Here is a 6,938-nt window from a genome sequence, read left to right as displayed (position 1 = left end):
CTATCCAATCCGTCATACTGATAATTGTATCTTCTGAATTTTCCATCATCCGCACTTGCCCAGTCGATCTCTGAAATATTTCCATTATATTTTCCTGCAGAAATATTGGAATAGGTGGGATTTTGGTATTTGATTTCATAGGCGAAGAGTTTTCCATTTAAGCTGGAAGGATCGTTGACCTTGGTAAGCCAACCCCTGATATTGTAAGAAAGATCTACAGACTGTAATGGAGTTCCTGTAGTATTGCCTGTCTTTTTATTAACAAGCTGCCCGATCTCATTATAAGCATTTTCTACCAGCAATTCTTCCGGGTTGGTATTCACCTGGTGATATTGTTTGATAATTCTTTTCTGATTATCATATACAAACCTTTCCTTGATTTTTACTTCCGTGTCTAAAGGACTTTTAAGGTGCCAGGTGTAGCTTTCTTCCACCATACCGGAAAAATCAATCTTAAAATCTTTTTTGGTATATCCACCAAGATGGTTCCAGCTCTTTTCGCCAACTTTTCTTCCCTTTGTATCGTAATAAAAGTACGTTTTGGTCCAGTTGTCGTCCTCAATATTCTTTACATAGGAAGCAGTGGGCATACCGGAAGTGGAGACCCCACCATTAGAAGTAGCGTCGGCATTAATTACAAATTGATCAAGAATTTTGGAAGGCGGAAATTCTTTCGTATCCCTTGGATAGCTATCGTAATAATTGACCGTTAATACTGCAGACATTGCCCCTGTAAAATAATTATCCGTATAATAAACCATGATCCCATTCTTATTAAATCCGGAGGTAGTGGGTGTTTCAGTAATAATCATATTATTGATCATATATTGGTACACTATCCTTTCTTCTGCCCCTGTTAATAATCCAGTATAGGCCACCCTGCCCAACTGATCGTATTTTGTAATCATCCATTTACCCTGGGCACGTAAGTTAATGTCCTGTGAAAGAATGGGCCTGCCAGCTTTATCATAGACTGTATATTCCCAACCTTTTCCCGGGAGCTTTTTTTCAACCTCCCTGTCCTTTCCGTCATAACGATACTGATAGCATAGCTCATCCAGAATCGACTGGCTGATCACATTATTATTTTGTTCAATTTGCTGTACTGCTTTGGAAGGAATTACAAATGCCTTCTGATTATACTCATTGTAAACATAGTAGGTATCTATATTCTGTGATCCATCATTCCTCCTTATAAGTAATGTCTGCCCACGCGCATTTTCAAACTGAGTCACAGGGTTTCCATCTTCATCGGTTACCGTATTTTTATACAGTGTGCCCGCATTATGAAAACCACTGCCAGTTGCCAAAGCTATAGAAGTAACTGTATTTGAAACACTCCCTCCCGTATTGATGGATGTGCTTGTTACAAACTGTTTTACTTCATTTCCGGCGTTGCTTTCATATTTGTACTTTGTAGTATGTCCTGATCCCAACTTCCAAACATCGCCTGCCTGTCCTTGTTGGAGCACCCTGTCTAAAGGTGAGTTTTCCAACTGCTTTTCTGAATAGGCATTGCTTACTCCATAATAAGAATTAGCTGTATTTTCATCTGTTACTCCTGAATGGATGGATGAATTTTGTGTAGCTATGGGAACCGGCAGTATATCTTTGGTTTGCCTGCCGAATATATCATAAGTAATGGGCGTAACGAGGTCTTTTCCCGTTGTGGTGGCTTTTACATTGATGATCTGCTTGGCTCTTCCCAATCCGTCAAAATAAGTAATCATTTCTGATTTTTGCGTACAATCCCCATTGAGACAGGTTTTTGACTGGATATAGTTTTCTGTTTGGGTTTGTGAATAGATTGATATGGTAGATATAGACAATAAACCTGTTATTGCCAATAACTTTTTAATAAATTGCTTTTTCATAATTGGTGTTAAGGTTTATAGTTAAACGTAAATTGCTTAACGGTTCTCATGATATAATTTCCTGAAGCGTCTTTTTCCCTGACTTTTACTTCTTTGAGCCTGTTTCCAGTATCATAGATATATTGCTCTCTGATACCGGATGGTGGGATAATATGAGTTACCCCCACCAAAGGATCGTAAGTATATTTTGTGACCATACCTACCGGTTTGAAATTTTCAAGTGCTACAAGTAAAGCTGCTTCTTTTGTTGGATCAGCAGCATCTTCATTCGACTTGGCTACAATTTCAGAGATAAAGCTTTCAACCTGACTATAGGTCGCTCCAACGACCTCTGCAATTGGCTTAGTTTTATTATATCCCCAGACTATACTCACTGGAGTACCATCCTTTTCAGTGTATTGCAGAATATTCCCTTTATCATCATATTTGTTATACGTTATATCGGTAGATGAGGTGTTATTCAACTGATCATACGATATAACCGATAGGGGCAATACCAGGTTTCCCGTTGGGGAAGTCGGTAATGAAGCAGGATACAGCGTTTCTGTCTTATCCAATGTTTTAGTATTGTTCTCTATGCTCAAAGTTGTTGTCGTTTCCAAAGGAATACCAATCATGTTTTTTGAAACCATGAGCTGATTTCCTTTTTCATGGGCATAGCTGTAAGAGGTTTCCGTAATAGAATTATCCGGAAATTGAGTCTTGGATGAAGTTAACTGATAATGATTAGGATTATTATAGAAATACTGGGTTTCCGTTTTTACTGGAACTCCATTTAAATAATCTGTAATTTTTTTGGATTTTAAGTAAGTAAAACGGCTGATGTTTTTATAATATACCGCATCTAAATTTTCGAAATTATTCCACGTTCCGTCGTTTAGAACAGGTTCAAATATTTTTCGTCTTGTAATTGCTCCCATATAAGATGTCTTTGAGGTATCTTCTGAGAAGTTATATTCAAACTTTTTAAGAATTGTATTGGCATTGTCTTTATAAACTGTCAGGATCTCTTTTCCATTGTCCCATCCTGAATTAGTCCACGGAGCTGATATAATTGAACTCCCCTTAATTGGATTTCCCCAATAATCTGTATTTGAGCTAAAATAATGAATTGTTTTACCTTTTCCTTCTATTTTCTCTTCGACAGTGTCATAAAATATATTAGGATTAAAAGAAAATAATCTTCCGATATTTGATGAAGTTATCGCTGTATAATTTAGAATAATAGGTGCTACTGATGTCAAAGCTCCTCCTACGCATACAGAACCAGCGGTTCTGTTTTCCTTAAATAAAGGCTCTCGTGTCTGATGAATGGAATATTCTCCATTATCATTTATATAGTTATATTTTCTTGTAATGGGAAGCCCGTCAGAGGGAGCATCAACAGTTGAAGAAACTCTGTATCCTCCTAATAATACATCCTGCAAAACATACTCATCGTCCTTATTATAGTAAGTTGTTGAAGCATATGCATCTGCACAAGCAAATAATGCTGTCAAAACTATCTTAACAGGCTGATTTTTATTAACATTAACAAAAACTTTTTTACTCGTGTTCAATGATGCTTCAGTTGAGGTTCCAAGAGGAAGATAGGTATTATACAGTGAGCTGTACTCCAATAAAGTTAAAAGGTTCCCCATCTGATCAAATACTTCTAAACTGGCTTTCTGCTTATTTGTCTGTAAGGCAGGGCTATTTTTACAAGTACCATATGAGTAGAGATAGCTTGATAACCCAATTTGAACGAGTCCTGTCTTTTGTGGAATTACAATAGTTTCTTTTTTTGTTTCGTATGTGCCCAAAGGATTAAAAGTTGAAATTCCTATATTGGCTTTAGTAGCAGGAACCAAAACATTATCTTTCTTTTTGTGATTCTCATAGTTTAATAAGGTATTTCCACCAGTAGGATAAATTATGGTTTTTAGCAGTCCGTATTGCCCAAAACTAGGCGAAATGCTTTGATCAGCTCCATTATATTGTGGAGCAGAAGTGTTATTGCTATCGAAAATCTGAGGAATAAGAGTACTATTACTCTTACCATTATAATACCCCCACATATCTCTGGAAAAACTCAATCTCGAAGGGAAGTTCTCTGGATTATTATATGAAAATTTATGTGAAGAATTGTTTTTATTATTATAGATTTCGGCCAGGAATAATCTTGAAGAATTTGTATTAAGATAATTAAAAGTAATATCATCTATTACTACATCATTATGATTTTTTTTAATCCCGGTCAGTTTTGAATAATCTCCATTTTGTGCTGAATAGGTAAAAACAATTGAGTTATTGTTTGAGTCATATATCTTTTTAATCTGTTTTCCCGATACTTCCTGTTGGGAATCTGCTATGAGACCGATGTTATTTGGCGGTAATACATAATCTACCATTGGGCAGTAATTTCCTCCATTTGGACCTGATCCTATATCTCCGTATTTTTGTTGTGTCCCTGTTGTATAAGTCATGCTTTGAGACTGTGAAAGAGTATTGGTATAGTTGACATCCTGATATTCAAGGGTGATGATTTGTCCGTTGGTTGTGACTACCGAAGTAAGATACCACGATTGTGGGTATTGTAAAGGAGACTGATGTCCTCCTGTATTCAGGCTTCTGTTGAGTATATTTTCTACAGCATTAAAATTATATCTTACCCCGTTATCCAGAATAATTGAAAATAAGTTCCCATTATCATTCCTTTTTATTTTGTAATCTTTTTGATCAATCATTAAAATGTTTCCACTTTTATTAATCAGAAATTTTACATTATTACCAGCAAAATTGGCAGTGTATAAATCTGGTTCAGAATCAAAATTTTCTACTTCACAGAATTTCAGATATTCTGTCATCTGTGCAGCCGGGCTTTCCAATAACGGAACATCACCACTATTATAGCTGCTTTCTTCATCTGGTTTATCCCTTATTGTTCTTGTGATTACTCCACCTGAAATAAATGTCCAGCCCAGACCTACAGAGCCGTTCATTTCATCAATATTGATACCGTTTGAAGCGTAATTTAAAGAAATAGGAATGCTTACCCCATCTACCGATAATTCTGTAATGGGGATATTGATATTAGGAGACCCTGTAAACATTCCAATGGGAATATTTCCATACTGGCTAAATTTAAATGATTCGGGAGTAGATGGTGATATTTTGGGAATATGCTTTCCTGCATTATTGGTATTGGTAGTATAATCTTGGTTATTACTCTGGGTATAGATCAATCCTGAAAGAACAATCCCTGCTAATGTTACTATTTTTTTCATTTTTGTTATTTTTTAATCAATTTAGCATTCGCCGTTTTACTGTTATCCGTTTTTATGGTCACCAAATAAGCGCCCTGAACCAAAGCCTGAGTATTAATCTTAGTAACATTATTCTTTGTTTTCATCTGCTGTAAAAGCTTTCCGCTCATATCATAAACTGAAATATCAGCTTCCTTGAAATCATTAAAGCCGATTTCTACATAAGCATAATCTGAAACCGGATTCGGATAGATTTTGATGTCATGCTTTTCAATTAATTGATCGATTTGCTTATCTCCCAGCTTCACAATCTTCCAATTTTCCTCACCAAATTTTTCAGCGCTCGTGCCTGCTATAACAATGGAGCCATCCCTGTTGAGTTTCAAATCTGAAAGTCTCTCCTCTCTTTTTCTAGAGTCTCCACTCACATATTTCCTCCATTTTTCAATCCCTTGCTGGTCAATATAGAGAAGCCAAAAACTTTCGTCATTTTTTTCTATCCTTCCTTCAGCCTGCGTGTAGCCGCCCATCAACACTCCTTGCGTGACGTCTTGATTCCTGGCTCTCGGCTCTTGACTCTGTATCACATTCATTCCCATCAAAATATCCCGATTGCCCAAAGTATAGGATTTCTGCCAGATCTCTTCACCTCTCTCATTCAGCAAGATTAACCAAAGGTCTGTGCCTTCTTCTATTCCAACTGTTTTAGATCCTGATCGTTCGGATCTGGATTCTCCTCCGATGATAAAACCGTTTGAAGTTATAGCAAGGGTTCTGATATGGTCATCGCCTTTTCCGCCAAAGTTCTTTTCCCATTCTACTTTTCCAGTTTTATCCAGCTTTACAATCCAGTAGTCGCCTTCACCGAAATTGCTGCTGGCTTTTGGCATTTGGCTAATGGCTATTGAGGAAGCAGGTCTCTCAGTCGAAGGTTTAGTATCAGGATTCCCAACTCCCGAACCCCGAACTTCGGAACTCCTTGAATAGATTCCTAACAATGCTCCGCCGTCTTTCGTGGGTATCATTTTCTCTACTTCATCCAAGCCTCTGCCTCCCAGAATAAGCTGAGACAATTCTTTTCCGTCTTTATCCAGTCTGGTGATCCAGACATCTTTTGAACCGTAACCTTCGCGAGAGTTTTGTACATTTCCGGCCACAAAGAATCCTAAATCTGTAGTTTGGATGACTGCTTTGGCCTCTTCATCTGCTGAGGTTCCCAGCGTTTTCTGCCAAACCTCATCTCCAAATTCATTAATACGGATGAGCCATATGTCTGAACCTCCCTTAGATTCATCTTTCTTATCCAAACCCTTGTTTGAATAGGAGGTACCAGCAAGCAAAAACCCTCCCTCTTCGGTTGCTACAGTAGAAGAGAGGTAGTCATGGTTATTTCCGGAAAAATATTTTTCCCATATCCGATTCCCTTCCTGGTCAAGTTTTATTAAATGAAAAGAGTAACCGTTGTTTTGCTTTTGGCCCTTGACAGCTTCCGACTGGCTTGTAGCCTGAATGCTGCTTCCTGTGATCAGGTATTGCCTATCAATAGTGGTGGTCACCTGGCTTAGAAAATCCTGCGTATTTGATTTAATATCTTTCTGCCAGATGACTTCCTGGGCTGATAGCCCTAAGACTGTGCATATGGTAAATGCACTCATGTAGAGTTTTTTCATATTTGTTTTTTTAATTTGGTGAAGATAAAAATAATTTTTATTTCCAAAAATAGTGATTTATACCACAATACCATACCCTATTTTCGGGAATCGTTGATCTATTTTCGGATATTATTCATTACAGAGTTCATTTTTCTTTTTACATTTGC

At 37.2% G+C, this 6,938-nt stretch carries 3 protein-coding genes; all 3 read right to left on the bottom strand.

Features of this window, described 5'->3' with window-relative positions; translation table 11 throughout:
• Positions 1-1,874 (bottom strand): DUF6443 domain-containing protein (locus DRF57_RS22470; RefSeq protein WP_241508043.1); only part of this gene is annotated, 1,874 nt, incomplete at its 3' end.
• Positions 1,875-1,882: 8 nt separating this feature from the next.
• Positions 1,883-5,140, bottom strand: coding sequence for a hypothetical protein (locus DRF57_RS22465; RefSeq protein ID WP_115920971.1), 3,258 nt, complete (start codon positions 5,138-5,140; stop codon positions 1,883-1,885).
• Between the two features lie 5 nt (positions 5,141-5,145).
• Positions 5,146-6,789 carry a T9SS type A sorting domain-containing protein gene (locus DRF57_RS22460; protein ID WP_115920969.1) on the bottom strand — a complete coding sequence of 548 codons (1,644 nt, stop codon included), beginning with the start codon at positions 6,787-6,789 and terminating at the stop codon, positions 5,146-5,148.
• Positions 6,790-6,938 lie beyond the last annotated feature (149 nt).

The sequence above is a fragment of the Chryseobacterium rhizosphaerae genome (assembly GCF_003385455.1).
Taxonomy (GTDB): domain Bacteria; phylum Bacteroidota; class Bacteroidia; order Flavobacteriales; family Weeksellaceae; genus Chryseobacterium; species Chryseobacterium rhizosphaerae.
Note: the sequence above shows the minus strand (reverse complement) of the source record. Positions and strands in the feature narration are given on the sequence as shown.

Excerpts from the sequence above, each read along its gene's own strand:
- DRF57_RS22465 (WP_115920971.1), bottom strand. The coding sequence starts at position 5,140 with ATGAAAAAAATAGTAACATTAGCAGGGATTGTTCTTTCAGGATTGATC.
- DRF57_RS22460 (WP_115920969.1), bottom strand. The coding sequence starts at position 6,789 with ATGAAAAAACTCTACATGAGTGCATTTACCATATGCACAGTCTTAGGG.